Source organism: Streptococcus sp. A12 (assembly GCF_905372335.1).
GTDB lineage: Bacteria > Bacillota > Bacilli > Lactobacillales > Streptococcaceae > Streptococcus.
The window spans coordinates 1-22,526 of record NZ_CAJPOU010000027.1 but is presented as its reverse complement, the minus strand read 5'-3'; the positions used below and the strand labels follow the sequence as shown (position 1 = coordinate 22,526).

The following is a 22,526-nucleotide window of genomic DNA, read 5'->3' as shown; positions in this document are numbered from 1 at the left end:
TAGGATTCCCTAAGACGGATGAAACCCACTATTTGACAGGGACCAGTGCAGAGACTGCCTCTGTGATCTTCCGAAATGTAGCCAATAGCGTCCTGCCTTATACAGAAGGAACCGGCTTTGAAAATGAGGAAAATTCTTACCAGGAAAATGGAATTGCCCCTGTCGGTCAAGAAACAGAAACTGAGAGTCCAGAAGAGGACAAGAGTTTCTTTGATACAGTCAAAGAACGTGCTGCAGGTATCGTAGATGATGCCAAAAAAGCCATCGATGAAGCAGATATTCCTGGGAAAGCACAAAATGCCTGGGATACTTTCAAAGGTTGGTTTGGTTTCTAAAAAATAGACCTTTAAAAGATGGTAAGATTTCTTGCCATCTTTTAGGTTGTAGAGAAACTATAGTTACATAAAACAACTGGGATATCCTTTAATAAAAAAGTTAATTTCTATTTTATGAAATTATTCAACTTTATCTCGAAACTTTTCTCACGGCGGAAAGTTTCTGAGAAGATGTTGAATGGAAAGGATTTTTTAAATACTTTTCGATGCTCAGACAGCTGTCGATAGGGTAACAAAAAAGCCTTCAGATGATGATCTGAAAGGCTTTTGCTTTTAGTTTCATTACAAGTCTTCGTCGGAGACGCTGAAGGTATCTCCGTGTTCAAAGTCGCCGTATTGGTAGCCTCGTTTGAACCAGCGCATGCGTTGTTCAGACGTCCCGTGGGTGAAGCTATCAGGGACGGAATAACCATAGGCTTGTTCTTGAAGAGTATCGTCTCCCACAGCGTGTGCAGCGTTGAGCGCTTCTTCAATATCGCCTGTATCCATGAGTCCTTGCTCTTCAATGTAGCGAGCCCACATACCCGCATAGTAGTCAGCTTGAAGTTCCAAACGGACATTGAGGGCATTTTTTTCTGTCTCGCTTTTCCCTCGGATGGCTTGCTGGTAACTCTGAAGAGTCCCCAATTCGTTTTGGATATGGTGGCCGACTTCGTGAGCGATGACATAAGCCATGGCAAAATCTCCGCTAGCCTTATATTTGGTGGTCAACTCTTTGTAGAAACTGATGTCTAAATAGATCTTTTGGTCTGTCGGACAATAGAAGGGACCTGCAGATGCTTGACCTACACCACAGCCAGTACGAGTTTGGCCGGTATAAAAAACCAGGGTAGGCTTGTGATAGGTCCGCCCGTCTTTTTGGAAGGTTTGCCCCCAGAAATCCTCAGTGGTTCCAAGGACTTGACTGACGAATTTGCTATCTCCGTCACTCACCTGGGTATTACTTTGGCGCGTGACTTGTCCTGAGTTGTAGTTCTGTGTGGTCTGACCCTGGTCAAAGAGCCCGCTCAATCCAGCTCCCCCGCTCAAAAAGATGAGAACGAGGATTAAGATCAATTTGCTCTTAAAGCTTCCAGGCGAGAGGAGGATCTGTAAAATACCACCCCCTAAGTTCCCACCAGACCGGCCAGATGAGTAGCCCCCGCCACTTTGCCCGCGACGGTCTTCAATGTTTTTACTTTCTTTCAGATGATCGCTTTTCATAATTTCTCCTTTATCCTCTATATTGTATCAAATCATAGAGAAAAGCCAAATAAATGCGCTTCCTTAGGGTAGAAGAGCTTGTCAAATAGTGGAAAACTTGCTATAATAGTGTGAATGGAGGCGTTATGGCATTAAAAAAAGCAAGTCTAGCGTGTACGGTTTGTGGGTCACGCAACTACTCAATCAAGTTGAGTGCGACGCCAAAACCAAAACGTCTAGAAGTTAATAAGTTTTGTAAACATTGTAGTAAATATACAATTCATAAAGAAACCAGATAGGAGAATGTTGTGAAATTTTTTAAAGATATTTTTGTCTTGCTTAAAAACACGACTTGGCCAAATCGCAAGGAAAGATGGAAAAATTTTATCTCAGTGATAGAGTACACCGCTTTTTTTGTAGCTTTGATTTATTTGTTTGACCAAGTAGTGGCTAAAGGTATTTTAAAGCTAATCGATATGTTCTAAAAAAGAAACAAATCTGCGTCCCATGTGGATGCTTTTTTCTTGCTTTGGTGAAGAAAAACAAGAGAAACTTCTTTGCTTTCTCTGGTTTTATGTTATAATGGAGCTAGGAAAACAAGAGCCAGAAGGCTTTTTTTAGTATCGTGATGAAACGATCACCTTTTGGTATATAAGAAAGGAAATAAAAATGGATAGTTTTGACAAAGGCTGGTTTGTCCTACAGACCTACTCAGGATATGAAAACAAAGTGAAGGAAAACCTTCTTCAACGCGCACAAACATATAACATGTTGGAAAACATCTTGCGTGTGGAAATCCCTACACAAACTGTGCAAATCGAGAAGAACGGGAAGACAAAAGAAATCGAAGAAAATCGCTTCCCAGGTTATGTCTTGGTAGAAATGGTCATGACCGATGAAGCTTGGTTTGTCGTTCGGAACACACCAAACGTAACTGGATTTGTTGGATCGCACGGGAACCGTTCAAAACCAACTCCACTTTTGGAAGACGAAATCCGTAACATCTTGATTTCGATGGGACAAACAGTTCAAGATTTCAATATTGATGTGAAGGTGGGAGATACTGTACGCATTATCGATGGGGCTTTTGCAGACTACACTGGTAAGATCACAGAAATCGATAACAACAAGGTGAAAATGATTATCACCATGTTTGGAAATGACACTGTAGCAGAAGTCAACCTCAATCAAATTGCAGAATTGTAAGGAATGAAAAAGGGGCCTTCCTCTTGATTCAAAGAAATCCTCCAAGACGCTGGTCTTGGAGGATTTGTGTTTGTTGAGAAGAGATTCTTATGCAGGTTCAGAGACTTGGAAGACTGTTTCTTTGTCAAAACCGACAGAGTAATCTTTCCCGTCTTCACCTTTCCAAGTAAAGATAGTCGCGTAGCCAAAGACGAAAACAGTTTCTGGACGGCCGTGTTTTTCAATGACTTCTTTAGCCGTCATTCCAGGTTGAATATCCTTGAGATTCGTAACCTTTTTAGAGTTAGGCAAGGTGGCAATTTTGTTAGTGGCTTGACCTTTTTCATTAAAATCAATCAAGATAGCAGAGCCATCTCCATGCCAGTAACCATCATTACCAGAAGAGGAATCAGTAGGACCTAACTTGCTGATCGCTTCATCTTTTGTAGTAGGGGCAAGGGCTTCATTCCCGACAAGGATTTCCACTTTAATCTCTTTGAAGGCGGCCCATTTTGGCATTTCAGGGATATCCCCGATAGCTTCCAGTGACTCTCCTTGGTCCATCAAGCTCATTGTATAGTTAGGATCCTCGCGCGTGTTAGAGTCTGAAGAGCTATAAGAATCATCCTTATTGAAGCCTGATGAAAAATCCTTTTTGCTGGTTGACTTTTTAGAATATGAACTTCTAGAGCTCTTAGAGCTTTTAGAGGTTTTTTTAGAACTGCTCACAAGCGGTTTTCTTTGGTCAGTCTCTGGAGCAGCAGGTTGGCAAGCAGCCAGCATGGCCAAAGAGAGGATGCTGAGAGCATATAGGGTAACTTTTTTCATAATCATCTTTTCCTTTCATGAGTGGAGAACAGAATCACTCGCAAAGGAGCGATGGTGCAGTCCAATCAAGTGATGGTATTAAAAAAAGCCCATTGCTGGGCTCATTGATATTTGTTTGTGAAGGCGGTAGACGGATTTGAACCGACGATCAAGCTTTTGCAGAGCCGTGCCTTACCACTTGGCTATACCGCCACAACATATTCTATTTTATCTTAAAAATCAGATAAGGTCAAGAAAAAATTTCGGACAAAAGGCTTATGAAAGGGAAAGAATGAGAATCGTGCAGAAAAACATAAAGGAAGGAGGGAGAGCCCTGAAGAAAAGCAGGAAAGTCTAGGAATTTCTCTCAAATGACTTGCAAAAAGCTTCTAAATCTGCTATACTAATAAAGTTGCGTAAAGCAATAAATACTCATCCCGGAACCATTGTGGCACCGTTGCCCTTGTGGTCGTGTTGCAAGCTGACGTCTGGGAGAGGAGAAAAAAACAAAAAGGAGAATTTACTCATGGCAGTAATTTCAATGAAACAACTTCTTGAGGCTGGTGTACACTTCGGTCACCAAACTCGTCGCTGGAACCCTAAGATGGCTAAGTACATCTTCACTGAGCGTAACGGAATCCACGTTATCGACTTGCAACAAACTGTAAAATACGCTGACCAAGCATACGACTTTATGCGTGATGCTGCAGCTAACGATGCAGTTGTATTGTTTGTTGGTACTAAAAAACAAGCTGCTGAAGCTGTTGAAGAAGAAGCAGAACGTTCAGGTCAATACTACATCAACCACCGTTGGTTGGGTGGTACCCTTACTAACTGGGGAACAATCCAAAAACGTATCGCTCGTTTGAAAGAAATCAAACGCATGGAAGAAGAAGGAATCTTCGACGTTCTTCCTAAGAAAGAAGTTGCACTTCTTAACAAACAACGCGCTCGTCTTGAAAAATTCTTGGGTGGTATCGAAGATATGCCTCGTATCCCAGACGTAATGTATGTTGTGGATCCACACAAAGAGCAAATCGCTGTTAAAGAAGCTAAGAAATTGGGTATCCCAGTTGTAGCGATGGTCGACACAAACACTGACCCAGACGATATCGATGTAATCATTCCAGCTAACGATGATGCTATCCGCGCTGTTAAATTGATCACTGCGAAAATGGCTGACGCTGTTATCGAAGGACGTCAAGGTGAAGATGCAGTTGCATCAGTTGAAGCTGAATTGGCAGCAACTGAAACTCAAGCAGATTCAATCGAAGAAATCGTTGAAGTTGTAGAAGGCGACAACGCTTAATTCATAATCGTAATTACCTAGGAGGGCGGGGCTTAGCCCGGCTCTCCTATTTTTAAAAAAATATAGGAGAATCAAAATGGCAGAAATTACAGCTAAACTTGTTAAAGAGTTGCGTGAAAAATCTGGTGCTGGTGTCATGGACGCTAAGAAAGCCTTGGTTGAGGTTGAAGGTGACATCGAAAAAGCAATCGAATTGCTTCGCGAAAAAGGTATGGCTAAGGCAGCTAAGAAAGCTGACCGTGTTGCTGCAGAAGGTTTGACTGGTGTTTATGTTAACGGTAACGTTGCAGCAGTAGTTGAAGTAAATGCTGAAACTGACTTCGTTGCGAAAAATGCTCAATTCGTTGACTTGGTAAATGCTACAGCTAAAGTAATTGCTGAAGGAAAACCAGCTAACAACGAAGAAGCTCTTGCTTTGACAATGCCTTCAGGTGAAACTCTTGAAGCAGCCTATGTATCTGCAACAGCTACAATCGGTGAAAAAATCTCATTCCGTCGTTTTGCTTTGCTTGAAAAAACAGATGCACAACACTTCGGAGCATACCAACACAATGGTGGCCGTATCGGTGTTATTTCTGTTATTGAAGGTGGAGACGAAGCGCTTGCTAAACAAATCTCAATGCACATTGCTGCGATGAAACCAACAGTTCTTTCTTACAAAGAATTGGATGAGCAATTCGTTAAAGATGAGTTGGCACAATTGAACCACGTAATCGACCAAGATAACGAAAGCCGTGCAATGGTTGGTAAACCAGCTCTTCCACACTTGAAGTATGGATCAAAAGCACAATTGACTGATGAAGTGATTGCTCAAGCTGAAGCTGATATCAAAGCTGAGTTGGCTGCAGAAGGCAAACCAGAAAAAATCTGGGACAAAATCATCCCAGGTAAAATGGACCGCTTCATGCTTGACAACACTAAAGTTGACCAAGCATACACACTTCTTGCACAAGTCTACATCATGGACGACAGCAAGACAGTTGAAGCTTACCTTGAATCAGTTAACGCTTCAGTAGTTGAGTTCGTTCGCTTTGAAGTTGGTGAAGGTATTGAAAAAGCTTCAAATGACTTTGAAGCAGAAGTTGCAGCTACAATGGCAGCAGCTCTTAACAACTAAGAATAAAAAATAAGAGGTTTCCATAGAAACCTCTTATTTGCAAGATGAAAAGGACTGAGACAGATGTTTCAGTCCTTTTTGTGATTAATGCGCAAAGGTATCTAGTCCAAAGAGGAGCGAGAGAGAGCCCATGATGAGACCTGCTAGGACAACTCCCAGCATAACAGCAAGGACACTTCGTTTGAAGTCCCAATCTAGAATAGAGGCGGCGAGGGTTCCAGTCCAAGCTCCAGTTCCTGGCAAGGGAATGCCGACGAACAAGAGTAGGGCCCAAAAGATTCCCTTATCCCCTGCAGCTTCTTCTAATTTTTGTCCTCCACGATGGCCTTTGTTGAGACACCAAGTGAAAAAGTTCCCGATAACAGGCTTATCTTTCCCCCATTCCAGGATATGGCGAGCGAAAAAGAAGATAATAGGGACAGGAAGCATGTTGCCAATGACCCCAATCAGGAGAGCTTGCCAAAGAGGAATTCCACTAGATATGGCATAGGGAACGGCTCCACGAAGTTCTACCAGAGGAATCATGGAGATTAAAAAAGTAATAATGTAGTTCATGTGTTATCCTTTCAATTCATCCTTTCCATTCTACCTTATCTTATATAAATTCACAACTATTCAAGTTAAAAATCTAGTATTTCAGAATTAAAAAACGAAGAATACTATCTATTCTCTACAAATTATAGTTCTTTTTGATCAAACTAAAGACTGTCCATTACATCCCTTGTTTAACCTTTATTATTTGGTATAGTTATAATGTGAGATTCGGTACAATTTTCAAAAGTATTGAAAGCGCTTACTATATTAATTGTTTAAATGGAGGTTAAATATGGGAAAGTCTTTTTTTGAAAAGCGCAGTGTATTTAGTATTCGCAAGCTCGCGGTTGGAGCTTGTTCTGTATTAATCGGTGTATCTTTTTTTGGAGCTCCATCTATCTTAGCTGAAGAAGAAGGAAGAGCTGTAACAGAAGAGGAGATGACAGCCACAAGGGAAGCGTCAGAGGTGACGAATGGAGAAGTTGGGACAAGTGATAAAGCTTCAACAACCTTAGAGGCACCTGCTGTGATTACTACTGAAAGAAATGAGAGCGAAATCGAAAAGCCACAGGTGGAACCTCAAACAAGTGAACGTTCTGCTGGGGCTACTGAAGAGGCTGCGAAGGATCAAAAACAAGTAGCGGAGGACATAGTGCAAGATCGCGAACGAGATTTTAACAAGGACTGGTATTTCAAGTTAAATGCAGCTCCTGGTGCAGAAGGTCGCCAGGTGGATATCAAAAACTGGAAAAAATTAGATTTGCCACACGATTGGTCAATCTTCTTTGACTTCGATCACAATTCTCCGGCTCAAAATGAAGGGGGACAATTAAACGGTGGGGATGCTTGGTATCGCAAGACCTTCCGTTTGGATGACAAAGATCTAGATAAGAAAGTCCGCTTGGAATTTAGTGGAGTTTACATGGATTCGAAAGTCTATGTAAACGGACAATTCGTGGGTCATTATCCAAATGGCTACAATGCCTTTTCTTATGATATTACCCCTTATTTGAATGCGGATGGAAGTGAAAACACCATCGCGGTTCATGTGGTCAACCAACAGCCAAGTAGTCGTTGGTATTCTGGAAGTGGGATTTATCGTGATGTCAAACTCAGTGTGACGGATAAGGTCCATGTAGCTAAGTATGGGACCACCATCACGAGTCCAAAATTAGAAGAACAACAGAATGGGGCAGTCGATACTCTTGTGAAGAGTCGTATTGTCAACCAAGATGATCAAGCCCACAGTGTGTATGCGGAATACGAAATCGTCGATCAAAATGGTCAAGTGGTCAGTGAAAAGGTGCGCAGTGAAGTGCAATCCGTTTTGGCTGGTCAAGAGATCAACCTGTCTCATACCCTTCATGTTGAAAAACCAACCCTCTGGGATGTCAAAACCAATAACCCAGCCCTTTATACTCTGTATACACGGGTCTATCGGGATTCACAATTGGTCGATGTGCAAAAGGAACGCTTTGGTTATCGCTACCTCAACTGGACACCGGAAGGTGGCTTCTTCCTTAACGGAGCGGCTACGAAATTCCATGGTGTTTCCCTTCACCATGACCATGGAGCCCTCGGAGCTGAGGAAAATTACAAGGCTGAATACCGCCGTCTCAAACAGATGAAGGACATGGGGGTCAATGCCATCCGGACGACCCACAACCCAGCGAGTGAACAAACCCTGCAAATTGCGGCCGAGTTGGGCTTGATGGTCCAAGAAGAAGCCTTTGATACCTGGTATGGTGGCAAGAAACAATACGATTACGGTCGATTCTTTGAAAAGGATGCCACACATCCAGAAGCTCGTAAAGGGGATAAGTGGTCTGACTATGACCTTCGGACCATGGTAGAGCGAGGCAAGAACAATCCTTCTATTGTGATGTGGTCAATCGGTAACGAAGTCGGTGAAGCAGATGGATCTGATAAGTCTGTCGCAACCGTTCGTCGTCTGGTCAAGACCATCAAGGAAGTGGATGCAACTCGCTATGTCACCATGGGAGCTGATAAATTCCGCTTTGGTGATGGATCAGGAGGGCATGAAAAGGTAGCGGCAGAGCTCGATGCGGTTGGATTTAACTACTCAGAGGCCAACTATGAAAGCCTACGCGCTAAACATCCAAACTGGCTCATTTATGGTTCCGAAACCTCTTCTGCGACGCGGACGCGGGGCTCTTACTACCATCCTGAAAGAGAGTGGGTCGGAAGCAACCAAGAAGACCGCCACTATGAACAATCAGACTACGGCAATGACCGAGTTGGTTGGGGTCGGACAGCGACAGCCTCTTGGACCTTTGACCGCGATCATGCCGGTTATGCAGGTCAATTTATCTGGACAGGTACCGACTATATCGGTGAGCCAACACCATGGCACAACCAAAATGACACACCTGTGAAAAGTTCTTATTTCGGTATTGTCGATACTGCCGGCCTTCCAAAGAATGATTTTTACCTTTACCAAAGTCAATGGTTGTCAGCTGAGAAACATCCAATGGTTCATCTCTTACCACATTGGAACTGGGACAATCCAGAATTAGCCAATCGTGTCATGGATGAAGAAGGTCGGATTCCTGTTCGTGCCTTCTCCAATGCCCACAGTGTGGAATTGATTGTCAATGGGGAATCACAAGGAGTCAAGACCTTTACCAAGAAGACCACAGCAGATGGCCGGACCTACCAAGAAGGGGCAAATCCGGATGAACTCTATCTAGAATGGTTGGTTCCTTATGTGCCAGGTAAGGTGGAAGCTATTGCTCGCAACGAAGCAGGAGAAGTGATTGCCCGCGATCAGATCGAAACAGCTGGGAAGCCAGCCGGTGTTCGTCTATTGAAAGAAGAACACGCCATTGCGGCAGACGGCAAGGATTTGACTTATATTACCTATGAGATTGTCGATGAAGCAGGCCGTGTGGTCCCAACTGCCAATAACTTGGTGCATTTCCATTTGCATGGCCAAGGCCAAATTGTCGGTGTCGACAACGGGGAACAAGCTAGCCGGGAACGCTACAAAGCACAGGAAGATGGCTCATGGCAACGTCGGGCCTTTAACGGCAAAGGGGTGGTCATTGTCAAATCAACTGAGCAGGCGGGTGCCTTTACCCTGTATGCAGACTCAGATCTCTTGCAGTCAGACCAAGTTAGCCTCTTTACAGGTAAGAAGGACCAGGCAGAACGCTCTATCTTGGGAGTCGAACCGGTTCGGACACATGTTCACTTAGGTGAAGTACCTGAACTTCCAAGTCACGTATCTGTCGTCTATAGCGATGGCAAGGCCCAAGAAGAAGCCGTCGAATGGGATACAGCAGACTATAGTCGTGCTGGCCAAGTCCGTGTGACAGGTCATGTTCAAGGACGGACGGTCGAAGCTCTGGTCGATGTGATCGGTGTGGAGCAAGTCCTTCCAGTTATCAAACAAATCCCACAGGGAGCAGATCTAGCGACAGTTGATAAGACTGTGCAATTGGTCTTCACAGATGGCCGGACAGTTAGCTATGAAGTTGATCAATGGACCTTGGAAGCTGGTCAAGAAGATCAGTTGTTCACACCAGGTGCTCGCTTGAAAGCGACAGGACTCCTAGGCAATGGGGAAACCGTCCAAGCGACTCTAGTGGTTGCAGGTGGAACAGTCAGCAAGGCTAAGAAACCAACCGTGCAACTAGATGGGGTAGCCCTTCCAAAATTTGGTAGTGGCAACCATACTATTTTCCGTCCGCTGGCTTATGGCCAAGAGCTTGGCCAAGTCACAGCAAGTGCAGAAAATGCCCAAGTGACGGTCCTACAAGCTAGCCGTGAAAATGGTTTGAAAGCTCAAATCTTTGTAACTGCTCAGGATACGGGAGCAGTACAGACCTATGTGGTACAATTCCAAGAAGAAAGTCCACAGATCCAGCGCCTAGAATTGCGTCTGCCAGAAGGGCAGGAACTCAAGGAAGACCAAACGGTACCACTTGATGTCATTGCTCATTACCAAGATGGCAGTGTGGCTAGCCTCCAAGCAGATCAAATCGATGTGGCAACAGTAGCAGGCAGTCAAGGAAAAGCAGTCGCAAGTAAGAAAGGTTTGGAACTACGGGAAGCAGGATTGGTTCATTTACAAGCTAGCTTCCAAGGACAAACGGGAGAAGTCACCTTTACCATCACGCCAAATCCTGAAGAAAAGACAGTTGTGAAGGTGCGTCCTGTACGAATCAGTACCGATCGAAACGTGTTGCCAGCTCTTCCAGAAACAGTCTTGGTTGAGTATGACAAGGGATTCCCGAAAGAAAAACACGTGACCTGGGATGCTGTGACCGCAGATCAAGTCAAGGATTACCATAGCTTTACAGTTACAGGTCATGTAGAGGGCGTGGAAAAAGAAGCCCAAGCTCAAGTCACAGTTGAGGGCATTATCGCTGTAGAAGAAGTCAGCACGACAACGCCAGTTGGTGAAAAACCAGCCCTTCCAGAAAGCGTGCGGACTTATCACTCCAATGGCAAGACCTATGCTGCCAAGGTGGCCTGGGATGCGGTCGATCCGCAACTCTTGACCCAAGAAGGAGAAGTTATCCTCTCCGGCCGTGTAGAAGGAACCAACCTTCCAACCCGTCTTCATATTCGTGTTTCTAGCACCACAGTCAAAGGAGCCAACGTAGCAGAACAATGGACAGGCTCAGTCTTGCCACTCGCCTTTGCAAGTGACTCTAACGATGCGGATCCAGTTGCTAAGGTCAATGACAAGGTCATCTCCTTTACCGATGCTCCAGCCAACCGTTGGACCAACTGGGGCCGTGACAATGCGGAAGATTCTGTCGGTATCTTGTTTGGGGATTCTGGTATCTTGACCAAGCGAGCAGTGGACAACCTCCATGTTGGTTTCCATGAAGACCACGGCGTTGGGGCTCCAAGTGAATACGTGATTGAGTACTATACAGGGGAACAAATCCCAACTGTTCCAAGCAATCCAAATCGTGTTAAAGACGAAACAGACCATCCATTTAACAATCCAGCCAACTGGAAAGAAGTCAGCAACCTAACCGTTGAAGAACCGGTAGTAGCTGGCAAGATGAATCATTTCAGTTTTGATAAAGTCGACACCTATGCTGTTCGTATTCGCATGAAGACACCAGAAGGCAAACGTGGAAGCTCTATTTCAGAGATTCAGGTATTTGCCAATAAGGTTGCGGCAGAAGAAAAGAGCCTGGTGACCATTCGTGTCAACGGTGAGGTTTTGCCAGGAGTTAATCCAAGTGTGACCGATTACTACATCGATGCGCGTGATCGGGCTTATCCACAAGTGGAAGCGACAGCTAGCCATCACGGTCTTGCAACGGTTGTGCCAAGCGTCCATGAAGGTGAGCCAATCCGTGTCATCCATAAAGCAGAAGATGGTACTATCTTACAAGAATATCGCCTCCATCTCACAAGTGATGCAGAAAAACTGAAACAAGCTGCTCCAGTAGCAGTAGAAGCAGGCAGACGTTTTGTGAAAGTCGGTCAAGATCTAGTTCTACCATCTACCGTAGGCGTTTACTTCCAAGGGGATACAGGCTATGAACGCAAGGAACTTACGGTGGACTGGCAGGCTATCCCAGCTGATGCACTTTCTCATGAAGGCAGCTTCACGTTAGAAGGAAAGGTCCTCGGTTATGATCTGACAGCTCAGCTGATCGTCCGGGTGTCCGAAAAGACAGGAGAAATCCTCTCTGTGAACCGTGACTACAATGCAGAGGATACCAGAGCATTTGCTAGTGAAACCAACGATCTCGATCCAAATCAAATCGACTATATCGATTACATCAATGATGGTGGCTACAACGAGTACTACCGTTGGACCAACTGGAAGAGAGAGCCGGATCAAACCGAAGTGTTTGCTGGTCTCATCTTCAAGAAAAATGGTCAAGTAACAGAGCGTTTGGTCAATAAAGTAGCAGTCGACTTCTTTGCAGATCGGGAAACAGGTCTGCCAACGAAAACGGTTCTTGAACGCTATATTGGTCCAGATTTTGATGTCCCAGATGATTACGGCAATCTGAAGAATCTTCCAGAACATCCATTTAACCAGGCCTCTAACTGGGAAGAAATTCCTTACAGCTTGGATTATGCCTTTGAACCTGGTTATATCTCTAACCTCAGCTTCAACGAAACCAGAACGAAAGCCATCCGTTTAAGAATGGTCCGTGATGAACATCTAAAAGGTATCGGAATCATTGAATTGAGTGCCTATGCCCCAACAGAAGAGGCTCAGGCAACAACTGATGTCACCATCCAAGTGAATGGCAAAGACCTAGAAGGCTTTAAACCAGATGTGACAGATTATCATCTAGAGTATGAGGGAGAACGTCCAATCGTTTCAGCACAAGGCAAAAATGGAACAGCCGTTACGGTCGTGGATGCTAAAAGTGCCAATGCTCCGGTTCTTGTCAAGGTTGTCTCAGAAGATGGCAAGCTCGAAAAAGTATATCAACTTTCTCTCTCCGCAAAAGCACCTACAGGAACCGCTATTCCTGAAGATGGTGTGAAGAATTTTGTCCATACGAAGTCAGAGCTCATCATTGAGGCAGAGGAACTTGATTTTGCGCGTGAAGAACGTCCAAATGATAGCTTGCCGAAAGGTGAGAAGAAGCTGGTGCAAGAAGGCCAAGTAGGACGTAAGCTCCATCTTGTAGAAGTATCACAAGAAAATGGAGTGGAATCTCGTAAGGAAGTCGATGCTTTTGTCGAGGTAGAACCAGTAGCAGAGATCACAGAAGTCGGCACCAAGGAAGTTCTAGCGGAAAATCCTAGTGACAAGCCAACGCCTCCAGGTACAGCCGTTCCTGAAGAAGGCGTGAAGAACTTGGTTCACAGTAAACCAGAACTTGTCATAGAGGCAGAAGAGCTTGCATTTGCCCACCAAGAGCGTCCAAACGATCAGTTACTGAAGGGTGAACAGAGAGTAGTTCAAGCAGGACGCAAAGGTCGTAAGCTTCATTTTGTACAAGTTTCGCAAGAAAATGGGGTTGAGACTCGTACAGTGATCGACAGTCTGGTCGAGTCAGAAGCTCTAGCTGAAATCATCGAAGTCGGTACCAAGGAGCCTCTTGTAAATCATCAAGCCCTATCATCCTCAGTAGTCTCAGACTTACATGAGGAAGGGGTGAAAGTGGCTGTGACCGCTGCGCAAGCTTCCTTGCCAAATACAGGAACGGAAGAAAGCGTCGCAAGTCTCGTTGCAGGTCTCCTAGCAGCAGGTCTTGCCGGTGCTGTACTGGATGATAAGAAAAAAAGAGCCGATAAGGCCAAGTAAGATAGCTGGATAAGCCAGCAACTATACGGTGAAAAGTTCACAGGTAACAGAATGAGGATGGGGAAGCCCCACCCTCTTTACCTGGTGACATAAAGGAATGGAATATGGGAAAAAGATTAGTTGATAAGAAAAATCGATTTGGCATTCGTAAACTCTCAGTAGGCGTCTGCTCGGTAGTCGTAGCGACTTGTTTTTTGGGAGTGACTACCAGTTACGCAGAGGAACAAGCTGAGAATAGTGAACCACGTAAAGAACGGGTCGAAACCAGTGATGTCAAGCATCAAAGGGAGGAGGAAAAAGCTGTGAAAGAGCACCAAGAAGAATCAGAACATTCCTCACCCGTAACGAGTGAGAAAGAAAACCGCGCAGTCAGTCAAGGGACAGAAGCAAGCCAACCAGCCACTTCTCTAGATGAGGAGCCTGAGATTGCAGACTATGGTCCGCTTCCAAGCAAGGCTCAGATGCAATACCACCGCGAAGAACTAGCAGCTTTCATCCACTTTGGTATGAATACTTACTACGATCGTGAGTGGGGAGATGGGCAAGAAGACCCTTATTATTTCTATCCAGAGCATCTGGATACCGATCAGTGGATCAAAACCCTGAAGGATGCTGGCTTTAAACGGACGATCATGGTCGTCAAGCACCACGATGGCTTCCTCTTGTACCCATCCAAATACACTGACCATACCATTGCCAAAAGTGGTTGGAAAGATGGAAAAGGCGATGTCCTAGCCGAGGTTTCTGCTTCTGCCAGCAAGTATGACATGGATATGGGGGTCTATCTCTCGCCTTGGGATGCTCACAGCCCGCTCTACCATGTGCACACAGAGGACCAATACAACGAATACTATCTCAACCAGCTCAAAGAAATCCTTGAAGATCCAAAATATGGAAACAAGGGCAAGTTCGTAGAAGTCTGGATGGATGGAGCGCGTGGCGATGGGGCTCAAAAAGTCACCTATACCTTCGATAAGTGGTTTGATGCCATTCGTAAGGCCCAAGGGGATATTGCCATCTTCTCAGCTGAGCCCACCAATGTTCGTTGGATCGGAAATGAAAAAGGAATTGCTGGAGATCCAGTTTGGCATAAGGTCAATACAGATAAGATCCGCAACAATCCATCCAATAGTTACCTCAATCACGGGGATCCAGAAGGGAAGCAATACTCAGTGGGAGAGGCGGATGTTTCCATTCGCTCCGGCTGGTTCTACCATGACAACCAAGAGCCTAAGTCCTTGCGCGAATTGATGGACATTTACTTCAAATCGGTCGGCCGTGGAACCCCGCTTTTGCTCAATATTCCTCCGAATCAAGATGGAAAATTTGCGGATGCCGATGTAGCCCGCTTGAAAGAATTCCGCCAGACTTTGGACCAACTCTACAGTGTGGACTATGCGGCAGGAGCTTTGGTCGAAGCTGACTCGACACGGCGCAATGCTCATTATTCAGCCAGCCATTTGACAGATGGCGATGAAAAGACCAGTTGGGCACCTGCAGATGATGCCAAGACCGGCTCTTTTGTCCTCGATCTTGGAAAAGAGCAACACTTTGATGTGGTAGAGCTCAAAGAAACTATCGAGAAAGGCCAACGGATTTCTGGCTTCACCATCGATGTGGCTGTGAATGGTCAATGGGTTCCTTTTGGGGCTGGTTCAACCGTAGGATATCGCCGATTGATCAAAGGGCAACCAGTTGATAGTCGCTATATCCGGGTGTCCATCACCGATGCCCAAGCCACTCCAATCTTGAACGGCGTCTCTGTCTATAAGACGCCAGCTAGCATTGAAGAAACGGATGGCTATCCGCTTGGTTTGGCCTATCATTCTGACCGGACTGCTGATCGGGCCAATAGCCAATGGAATGAAGAGGGAGAAGGCGTTCGAGGTACCTCTATGTGGACCAAGGAAAAGGGAGCTTCGGTGACCTATCAGTTTGAAGGCACCAAGGCCTATGTCGTCGCAACTGTGGACCCTGGTCATGGGGAAATGGATGTCTATGTCGATGGCCAAAAGCTAGCGACGGTCAATACCCAAAGCCCAAGCCGCAAACGGAGCCAAAAGGTCTATGAAACGCCAGACTTGGCAGCCGGATCCCACACCTTGACCTTGCTCAATAGCAAGGGAGATGCGATCGCAACGGAAGGGATTTATGCCCTCAATAACCAAGAAAAGGGTCTCTTTGAGTTTGCTCAGCCAACCCTAGCCGTTAAGAAAGGCGACCCAGCGCAAGTCGTCGTCAAGAGAAAAGGTGGCTCTAAAGGAAGTGCTAGTCTTAAATTAATCACAGAACCAGGAACAGGGGTTCATGGCAAGGTTTATAAAGATACCAATGTCACTCTCGAGTTTGCAGATGGAGAGACAGAAAAAACAGTCCAAGTCCCAACCCTTGATTTTGCAGGCAAGGCGACAGATGTCTATGACTTTAAGGTCAAATTGTTGCATCCGGATCAAGGAAGTCTGGTCGGCTTTATTCCAGAGCTGACAGTCCAAGTGATGAACGAGGACCTACTTCCAGAAAATCGTAAAGAAGTGGATGACCAAGATCCAAAACTGCACTACAGCCAAGGTTGGCATCATGAGGCAGACAATCAAAACTTCTCAAATGGAACAGAATCCTGGTCTAGCTTTAACCAAGTGACCGATGAGGAAGGCAAGAAACACATTGATGTGACCATCACCTTTAAGGGAACTGGAGTGGAGGTTCGAGGCGTGGTTGATCCAAGTCATGGTCTCTACAGCGTCACCCTAGACGGAAAAGAAATCACCTTTGAAGAAGGGCGTGGTCATGATTATGAGATCGAAGGCGATCATTACTTCAGTGGCTACGGAGATCAACGCAAACTCGACCAGAGTTTGGTCAATCTGCAAGGCCTAGCAAAAGGATACCACCAGCTACGCTTGCACCTAGATCCAGCCCTCAATGATCCTCAGTCATCTAGAGCCATCCAGGTAGACCGGTTTGTTCTATCAGGAAAAGATAGTCAGTTGCTCAGTCAAGAAGAGCTACAACAGATTATCAAAGAAGGAGTAGAAAAGATCAAGGCTACTTCTCTCGATCGCTTGAAATTAGACCTCAAACCGACTATTCAACATCAATTGACTGAATTGACTCAGTTGTTGAATCAAGAGCGACCAGATTTGGTTGCTGCAGCGAATCAAGTGGAAGCCCTTGAAACCATCTTAAAAGATGCTCACAATTATGAACCGCTGACGCAGACACGACCAGAAGAAGGTGTGCGGGATTTGATTCTTGAAAAACCAGAACTTCTCATCGAAGCGGAGGAGATTCCATTTGAAAGTCAAACGCGTGAGAACAAGGACTTGGCCAAGGGCGAAAGCCGGATCCTTCAATCTGGGAAGGTCGGACGCCGGCTGAAATTGATCGAGGTCCGACAAGAAGAAGGCAAAGAAATTCGGACAGAAGTCGATGCTTTTGTCGAAGTGGAGGCCCAGGACCAGATAACAGAAGTCGGGACGAAGGAAGCGGAAGAAGCTCCTATTATTCCGGATGTGCCACTACCAACAAGTCCAAGTGAAGACTCACAAGAAACGAAACCGCTCCTTCCACCAGAAGATAAAAAAGAAAGTGGAATTTCTCGGCTGTTGACACCGACGGCTTCGAAAGAAACTCCTCTTTCTCCTGTGGTAGAAGCCGTAACTCCAGACACTGTGCAGTCGGAAGAAAAACTGCCACAGACAGGATCAGAGAAGGCAAGTTTCTTAGCCTGGATCGGACTACTCGGCTTAGGCTTCTTAGGCGGAAGAGTAAAATTCGCTCGTCGGAAATCCTAATGCCCCTTCTATAAGAGGTTAGCAATTGCTAACCTCTTTTTTGTTCCTTCTAGCTACCAGTAAGGGGGCTTCAGATTCTATCTCGACGTAGTCTTTGCTTTATTTACAGGCGTAAAAATTGTATAATAGTCAGATAAGGTCAATAATGACATCGTGGATGATGAGACCATTTTTTACCCTCTGAAGAGCAGAGAGCTTATCTAGAATGAAAAGGTTAGAAAGGAGCATCATGGCAAGTAAAAATACATCAGATAGCATTGAGGCCTATATCAAGTCGCTACTGGCTCAAGCAGGCATCGCAGAGCTCAAGAGAAGCGAATTAGCGGATGTTTTCCAAGTTGTTCCTAGTCAAATCAATTATGTGATCAAGACCCGCTTTACCGAAAGTCGAGGCTATATCGTAGAGAGCAAGCGTGGAGGCGGCGGTTATATCCGGATTGGCAAGGTTCAATTTTCAGACCAACACCAGATGCTAAAAGAGCTTGGCGCAAGTATCAGGGGACAAATCAGTCAGACTGTTTTTGGCGATATTCTTCAAATGCTATTTGAAGAAAAACTCCTTACAAAGAGAGAAGCAGAGCTTTTGTCAGTGACGACGACAGACGAGGTTCTGGGAAGTGAAGCCCATCGCTTACGAGCCAATATCCTACGAAAAATTATCCAACAAGTCGATAGAAAGGGAATGTAATCTCCTTATGAACTATTCAAAAGCCCTATTAGAAACGATTGAAGCCGCTCAAATCTTGGCGGGTCATTTTGAGTCCCAAACGCTAGATACCTGGCATATTCTAGTGGCTCTAGCCAATAATCCTTATAGTGTAGCTGGTTCTGTTTTAAGTGACTATCCTATGCAGATTGATGATTTTCAAGATGCGGCTGAGCACATTACGGGTCAAGTCTACCAACGGGATGGCCGCTATGAGGTATTTCCTTTTTCTTTCCGTGTCGAAGAAATCATGAAACGTTCCCAAGAGATTGCCCAGGCAGTCCATGCCAAAAGTCTTGGAACAGAGCATGTCCTCTTGGCGCTTCTATTAGAGAGGGGGACCTTGGCTTCTCAAGTATTGGAGTATGTCGGCTTCCGCTATGATGATCAGGAAGAGGGCATTAAAATCGTCGAGATTCGTAAGAGCTTGGAGCAACGAGCAGGTTGGGACAAGGAAGCTGTCAAGGCCATTCGTTCGCTCTATCGGGCCCAGCAACCCAATCGTCAAACCATGGGAAATATGATGGGCATGCCAGCTTCTACCAGCGGTGGTTTGGAAGACTATACCCGAGATCTGACAGAAATGGCTCGCAATGGCAGTTTGGAACCGGTGATTGGTCGAGGTCAAGAAATCTCGCGGATGATTCAGATTTTGAGCCGCAAAACGAAAAATAATCCGGTCCTTGTTGGGGATGCCGGTGTCGGAAAGACCGCTCTGGCTTTGGGCTTGGCTCAACGGATTGCCAGCGGCGATGTCCCGACGGAGCTGGCTAAGATGCGGGTTTTAGAGTTGGACTTGATGAATGTTGTCGCAGGGACGCGGTTCCGTGGAGATTTTGAAGAGCGGATGAACAACATCATCAATGATATCGAAGAAGATGGCCATGTCATCCTCTTCATTGATGAGCTCCATACCATTATGGGCTCTGGCTCTGGGATTGACTCCACCTTGGATGCGGCCAATATCTTGAAGCCAGCCTTGGCTCGCGGGACCCTACGGACCGTAGGAGCTACTACGCAAGAAGAATACCAAAAACACATTGAAAAAGACGCTGCTCTTTCACGCCGCTTTGCTAAGGTCTTGATTGAGCAACCCTCTGTTGCAGATAGCATTGCGATTTTGCAAGGGCTCAAGAAGACCTATGAACGTCACCACCGTGTTCATATTACGGATGCGGCTATTGAGACAGCTGTTGTCTATGCCAATCGTTATTTGACCAGTCGCCTCTTGCCTGACTCCGCCATTGACCTCTTGGATGAGGCGGCAGCGACCGTGCAAAACAAGGGGCCTCAAGCCGGTCTTCGGTCCGACTTGACAGCTGCTGATCAATCCTTGCTCAAGGGGCAGTGGAAAAAAGTTGCTCAGTTGCTAAAAGAAGATGCCAGTCCAAAAGGCTACCAGCTAGAAGTCAAGGAAGAGGATATCCTGAAGACGCTCAGTCAATTGTCAGGCATTCCTGTGGAGAAACTAACCCAAACAGCAGCTAAGAAATACCTTGAATTGGAAGCAGAACTTCATAAGCGCGTGATCGGTCAGGATCAGGCTGTCTCAAGTATCAGCCGAGCGATTCGTCGCAATCAGTCGGGAATTCGTTCTCACAAACGGCCAATTGGCTCCTTCCTCTTCCTCGGTCCCACTGGGGTCGGGAAGACTGAGCTGGCGAAGGCGCTGGCTGAAGTCCTCTTTGATGACGAGTCCGCTTTGATCCGCTTTGATATGAGTGAATACATGGAGAAATTTGCGGCCAGTCGTCTCAACGGTGCCCCTCCAGGCTATGTCGGTTATGAAGAAGGGGGCGAGTTGACGGAAAAAGTCCGCAACAAACCTTATTCAGTCCTCTTGTTTGATGAGGTGGAAAAAGCCCATCCAGATATCTTTAACGTTCTCTTGCAAGTCTTGGATGACGGTGTCTTGACCGACAGCAAGGGACGCAAGGTAGATTTCTCCAATACCATTATTATCATGACCTCAAACTTGGGAGCTACCGCTTTACGAGATGATAAGACAGTTGGCTTTGGAGCCAAGGATATTCGCTTTGACCAAGCCAATATGGAGAAACGCATCTTCGAAGAGTTGAAGAAGACTTATCGACCAGAGTTTATCAACCGGATTGATGAGAAGGTTGTCTTCCATAGCTTGACCAGTGATCAAATGCATGAGATTGTCAAGATTATGGTGAAACCGCTGATTCAATCTCTAGCAGAGAAAGGCATTACTCTGAAATTCCAAGCGTCTGCCCTTAAATGGCTGGCGACTCACGGATATGATCCAGAGATGGGAGCACGTCCTTTGCGCCGGACCATCCAGACCCAGGTGGAAGACTACTTGGCAGAGATCCTCTTGAGAGGAGAAGTGGCTGAAGGGCAAACCCTCAAGGTAGGTGTCAAGTCTGGTCAGCTTAACTTCACGATTGACTAGGAGGATATGCAGTGCCTCTCAAACGCTTGACCCGAATCACCCTCTTAGCAGCCCTCTGTGTGGTACTGAGACAAGCCTTTGCCTTCTTGCCCAATGTCCAACCCATTAGTGCCATTTTCTTTTTACTGGTGCTATTTGAAGACTGGCAATTTGCCTGTTTGGTGATGGCGGTCACCATGTTTACCTCGGCTTTTCTCTTGGGGATGAGCCCAGTGGTGCTCGCTCAGATACTGGCCTTTGGCCTCCTCTTGACTCTTTGGCGGGGGCTTTACCGCCATCTGTCTTTGCAAGTTCAAACCCTGGTGGTCGGCATCTTATCCTTTCTCTACGGGATAGTGATTGACAGTCTTTATGCGGTTCTCTACCACATGCCTTGGTGGACCTATGCACTGGTGAATGGCTTTAGCTTTAACCTAGCCCACACCCTTTCCACCGCCTGTTTTTACCCTCTACTTTATATAGTATTTAGGAGATTGTATTATGAAAAAAACACTTTATAGTTTCTTTGCTGTCCTAGCAGCTCTTGTATTGGTCAGTTGCGGACAAAGCACACCATCGACTACGGAAAGCTCAGCTTCTAGCTCACAAGTAGCGAAAGAAAAACAAAGTACCATTACGGTCAGTATCGCCCCTGAAGGGCAAGAAGCTCAAAGCAAGACCTTGAAGGTTGCTGAAAAAGCCAACCTGATGGAAGTCCTGAAAGCTAACTACAAGATTGAGGAAAAGAGTGGCCTCATCACCTCAATCGATGGCGTAGCCCAGGACGAAAGCAAGGGACTCTATTGGATGTACAAGATCAATGGAGAGATGGCACCAAAAGGGGCAGCAGAAACAACTGTCCAAGATGGAGATACCATTGAATTTTATCAAGAAGTTTATCAATAAGAAAAAGAGTGAATGCTTGGAGTAGGGCTCCATTTGTTCACTCTTTTTTGAAACTAGTTTCTATTTTTTATAAGACTTGCAAATCCTCTTGACTTCCCCATAGATGAATGTTACAATTATATTACAAAATGTAACAAATGTTACAAAAGAGAGGTATTGCCATGAAAACGAAAGGAACCTTCTTTAGTCTATCTACCCTTGCTCTAACAGCTGTTCTTCTCTTAAACGGATGTGGATCAGAAAAGAAAAAGGAAACCAGTCCATCTTCAACTAGTAAAATTGTGCAAGTGAAACAAAGCTCTAGAAGTAAAAAAGAAGAGAAAAAGACCACAAGCAAAATCACACAAAGCACAGAAGTTGCACAATCTCCTTCCATCGCTTCGAGCGAAACACAAGCGAGCCAAGAAAATCCATCAACTTCAGTGACACCAAGAGTTCCAGAAGTCAGTCAAGGCCTGGTTCCAACTCCTTCCAAAGAAACAAAACCAGCAGTGAACCCAGCACCAGAAAAACAAAAACGTCCTAGCTTGGAAGAAGGTCGCACGACTGCCAAAGAACAAGCCTCTAAGACAGAGAACCCACGCTATAAAGGTGTCTTGAGCTATGCCTCAGGGGATTATTCAGGAGCAGCAGGTAGTTGGACCGACGGTCGCGATACAGGCGTAACGATTGGTCAAGGAGGGCAAGTAACCATTCAAACTCCTGGTGGCGATGCAGTGGGATATACGATTGGAAGCTATGAATACAACTTGGACCATGGTCATTACCATGCTGGCTTGATTTCTACCCAAGATGGATCTGTAGCTAGCCTGGATATAGTTGTCGGTCAAGATGGTCAAGTGGCAAGTGTTCAAGTGACAGAAAATGGCCATGTGCATGCCCTTGTTCGGGAATAATGGCTCGCTACTGAGAAAATTAAAAAAAGATTGAAATCAGAGATTCAATTCTGTATAATAACATACAGAGTTGAATCTTTTTAATTTTTATTT

Annotated in this window: 15 protein-coding genes, 1 tRNA gene and 1 pseudogene; 13 read left to right on the top strand and 4 right to left on the bottom strand. The window is 45.5% G+C overall.

Going from position 1 to position 22,526, the window contains the following annotated elements; translation table 11 throughout:
- Positions 1-335: pseudogene (locus QZ158_RS05215) on the top strand (penicillin-binding protein); the annotation flags it as partial.
- 282 nt (positions 336-617) lie between these two features.
- On the opposite strand, the gene QZ158_RS05210 reads toward QZ158_RS05215, so the two are convergent.
- Entirely contained in the window at positions 618-1,538 is a 921-nt protein-coding gene (locus tag QZ158_RS05210) for a neutral zinc metallopeptidase (protein ID WP_293883072.1), read from the bottom strand.
- Positions 1,539-1,663: 125 nt separating this feature from the next.
- Between QZ158_RS05210 and rpmG the strand changes: the two genes are divergently transcribed.
- From rpmG to nusG, 3 genes are all read left to right on the top strand, one after another.
- Positions 1,664-1,816 carry a 50S ribosomal protein L33 gene (rpmG, locus tag QZ158_RS05205; protein ID WP_006595433.1) on the top strand — a complete coding sequence of 51 codons (153 nt, stop codon included), beginning with the start codon at positions 1,664-1,666 and terminating at the stop codon, positions 1,814-1,816.
- Between the two features lie 9 nt (positions 1,817-1,825).
- Positions 1,826-2,002 (top strand): preprotein translocase subunit SecE, encoded by a 177-nt coding sequence (secE, locus tag QZ158_RS05200; RefSeq protein ID WP_006595434.1) that lies wholly within the window; start codon positions 1,826-1,828, stop codon positions 2,000-2,002.
- Between the two features lie 184 nt (positions 2,003-2,186).
- Positions 2,187-2,723 carry a transcription termination/antitermination protein NusG gene (gene nusG / locus QZ158_RS05195; RefSeq protein ID WP_006595435.1) on the top strand — a complete coding sequence of 179 codons (537 nt, stop codon included), beginning with the start codon at positions 2,187-2,189 and terminating at the stop codon, positions 2,721-2,723.
- Between the two features lie 87 nt (positions 2,724-2,810).
- On the opposite strand, the gene QZ158_RS05190 is transcribed toward nusG, so the two are convergent.
- Both QZ158_RS05190 and QZ158_RS05185 read right to left on the bottom strand, forming a co-directional pair.
- Positions 2,811-3,530 (bottom strand): hypothetical protein, encoded by a 720-nt coding sequence (locus QZ158_RS05190; RefSeq protein ID WP_293883061.1) that lies wholly within the window; start codon positions 3,528-3,530, stop codon positions 2,811-2,813.
- A 121-nt stretch (positions 3,531-3,651) separates the two neighbouring features.
- Positions 3,652-3,722: transfer RNA gene (locus tag QZ158_RS05185), tRNA-Cys, on the bottom strand.
- Positions 3,723-4,035: 313 nt separating this feature from the next.
- On the opposite strand from QZ158_RS05185, the gene rpsB reads away from it, so the two are divergent.
- Both rpsB and tsf read left to right on the top strand, forming a co-directional pair.
- The gene (rpsB, locus tag QZ158_RS05180) at positions 4,036-4,818 is read left to right on the top strand and encodes a 30S ribosomal protein S2 (RefSeq protein ID WP_293883058.1); all 783 of its coding nucleotides are present in this window, start codon (positions 4,036-4,038) and stop codon (positions 4,816-4,818) included.
- Positions 4,819-4,894: 76 nt separating this feature from the next.
- On the top strand, positions 4,895-5,935 hold the full coding sequence (gene tsf / locus QZ158_RS05175) for a translation elongation factor Ts (RefSeq protein ID WP_293883055.1): 1,041 nt from the start codon (positions 4,895-4,897) through the stop codon (positions 5,933-5,935).
- A gap of 84 nt (positions 5,936-6,019) precedes the next feature.
- Here tsf and QZ158_RS05170 read toward each other — a convergent pair whose 3' ends face one another.
- Positions 6,020-6,490 (bottom strand): small multi-drug export protein, encoded by a 471-nt coding sequence (locus tag QZ158_RS05170; RefSeq protein ID WP_048690761.1) that lies wholly within the window; start codon positions 6,488-6,490, stop codon positions 6,020-6,022.
- A gap of 271 nt (positions 6,491-6,761) precedes the next feature.
- Here QZ158_RS05170 and QZ158_RS05165 point away from each other — a divergent pair, with 271 nt between their 5' ends.
- The 7 genes from QZ158_RS05165 to QZ158_RS05125 all read left to right on the top strand — a co-directional run bounded on the left by QZ158_RS05165 (position 6,762) and on the right by QZ158_RS05125 (position 22,433).
- Positions 6,762-13,733: an Ig-like domain-containing protein gene (locus QZ158_RS05165; RefSeq protein ID WP_293883048.1), complete on the top strand. Its 6,972-nt coding sequence runs from the start codon at positions 6,762-6,764 to the stop codon at positions 13,731-13,733.
- Between the two features lie 104 nt (positions 13,734-13,837).
- Complete coding sequence (locus QZ158_RS05155; RefSeq protein ID WP_366928191.1) at positions 13,838-17,527, top strand: alpha-L-fucosidase; 3,690 nt, start codon at positions 13,838-13,840, stop codon at positions 17,525-17,527.
- 229 nt (positions 17,528-17,756) lie between these two features.
- Positions 17,757-18,215, top strand: coding sequence for a CtsR family transcriptional regulator (locus tag QZ158_RS05145; protein WP_293883045.1), 459 nt, complete (start codon positions 17,757-17,759; stop codon positions 18,213-18,215).
- Positions 18,216-18,222: 7 nt separating this feature from the next.
- Positions 18,223-20,652 (top strand): ATP-dependent Clp protease ATP-binding subunit, encoded by a 2,430-nt coding sequence (locus QZ158_RS05140; RefSeq protein ID WP_293883042.1) that lies wholly within the window; start codon positions 18,223-18,225, stop codon positions 20,650-20,652.
- A gap of 11 nt (positions 20,653-20,663) precedes the next feature.
- Positions 20,664-21,152, top strand: a complete 489-nt coding sequence (locus QZ158_RS05135; protein ID WP_293883039.1) for an ECF transporter S component — start codon at positions 20,664-20,666, stop codon at positions 21,150-21,152.
- Positions 21,133-21,537, top strand: coding sequence for a DUF4430 domain-containing protein (locus QZ158_RS05130; protein ID WP_293883036.1), 405 nt, complete (start codon positions 21,133-21,135; stop codon positions 21,535-21,537). Before QZ158_RS05135 ends, QZ158_RS05130 begins: the two co-directional genes overlap by 20 nt.
- 161 nt (positions 21,538-21,698) lie before the next feature.
- On the top strand, positions 21,699-22,433 hold the full coding sequence (locus tag QZ158_RS05125; RefSeq protein WP_293883033.1) for a hypothetical protein: 735 nt from the start codon (positions 21,699-21,701) through the stop codon (positions 22,431-22,433).
- Positions 22,434-22,526 lie beyond the last annotated feature (93 nt).

Bases quoted from the DNA above. Each gene is read 5' to 3' on its own strand.
- rpmG (WP_006595433.1), top strand. From the start codon at position 1,664: ATGGCATTAAAAAAAGCAAGTCTAGCGTGTACGGTTTGTGGGTCACGC.
- QZ158_RS05155 (WP_366928191.1), top strand. From the start codon at position 13,838: ATGGGAAAAAGATTAGTTGATAAGAAAAATCGATTTGGCATTCGTAAA.
- rpsB (WP_293883058.1), top strand. From the start codon at position 4,036: ATGGCAGTAATTTCAATGAAACAACTTCTTGAGGCTGGTGTACACTTC.
- QZ158_RS05190 (WP_293883061.1), bottom strand. From the start codon at position 3,530: ATGAAAAAAGTTACCCTATATGCTCTCAGCATCCTCTCTTTGGCCATG.
- QZ158_RS05125 (WP_293883033.1), top strand. From the start codon at position 21,699: ATGAAAACGAAAGGAACCTTCTTTAGTCTATCTACCCTTGCTCTAACA.
- QZ158_RS05130 (WP_293883036.1), top strand. From the start codon at position 21,133: ATGAAAAAAACACTTTATAGTTTCTTTGCTGTCCTAGCAGCTCTTGTA.
- QZ158_RS05145 (WP_293883045.1), top strand. From the start codon at position 17,757: ATGGCAAGTAAAAATACATCAGATAGCATTGAGGCCTATATCAAGTCG.
- QZ158_RS05170 (WP_048690761.1), bottom strand. From the start codon at position 6,490: ATGAACTACATTATTACTTTTTTAATCTCCATGATTCCTCTGGTAGAA.
- QZ158_RS05140 (WP_293883042.1), top strand. From the start codon at position 18,223: ATGAACTATTCAAAAGCCCTATTAGAAACGATTGAAGCCGCTCAAATC.
- QZ158_RS05210 (WP_293883072.1), bottom strand. From the start codon at position 1,538: ATGAAAAGCGATCATCTGAAAGAAAGTAAAAACATTGAAGACCGTCGC.
- tsf (WP_293883055.1), top strand. From the start codon at position 4,895: ATGGCAGAAATTACAGCTAAACTTGTTAAAGAGTTGCGTGAAAAATCT.
- QZ158_RS05165 (WP_293883048.1), top strand. From the start codon at position 6,762: ATGGGAAAGTCTTTTTTTGAAAAGCGCAGTGTATTTAGTATTCGCAAG.
- nusG (WP_006595435.1), top strand. From the start codon at position 2,187: ATGGATAGTTTTGACAAAGGCTGGTTTGTCCTACAGACCTACTCAGGA.